This window comes from Acidovorax sp. KPB24-07 (assembly GCF_057543315.1).
In genome coordinates this window covers 1-681 of sequence record NZ_BAAJYS010000879.1, presented here as the reverse complement: position 1 = coordinate 681, position 681 = coordinate 1, and the positions used below count along the sequence as shown (strand labels likewise).

Genomic DNA, 681 nt, shown 5'->3' with positions numbered 1-681 from the left:
CCAGGCTGCTGCTGCGACCGGCGCGGGGGTTCACGCTGGCCAGCGCGAGCCCCATCACCACGAAATTGAGGGCGGCCACCGCCAGGCCGAAACGCCAGCCCAGTTCGGCGCGGAAGGCCGGCTCGGCTGAGGCCAGCAGGGCAGGGGTGGAGATGGTCTTGACGGCCTGCTCATCCTGCGCGCCCGGGGGCGCCGATCCGATGCGCGTGCCGTACTCGATGAACTCGCTCACCTTGAGCCCGGGCTTGTCCACGGTGGTCTCCAGGCGCTGGCCGTCGCTCAGCAGCACCATGCGCTCGCCGTTGCGCGTCTCCAGCCGGGCGCTGCGGGCGGATGTCACGGTCTCGCGGCCGCGCTCGGTCGAGGCGATGAAAACGTTGCTGGCCTGTTCGTTGTCCGGGCTTTCCCGGTCGATGAAGAACACGCGGCTGCCGTTGGCGGACTCCTGGAATTCACCGGGCGCGATGCGGTCCACGTCCCCGCGCTGTTCGTACTGCACCTTGAGGGCCTGGATCTGCTGGTTGGCCCAGGCCAGATCACCAGGCCAGGTCGCGATGACCAGCATCACGGGCCAGCAAAGCGCAGCAGCCGGAGTGAGCAGGTTGATGAGCCCCCCGGCCACTGGCGAACCAGATCCACCATCTCGCTGTCGCGGTACATGCGCGAGAGCGTCCCCGACCA

General features: G+C 68.9%; 1 pseudogene. It reads right to left on the bottom strand.

The window, feature by feature from the left end:
* Positions 1-681 (bottom strand): annotated as a pseudogene (locus AC27IQ_RS26425) (LPS export ABC transporter permease LptF); the annotation flags it as partial.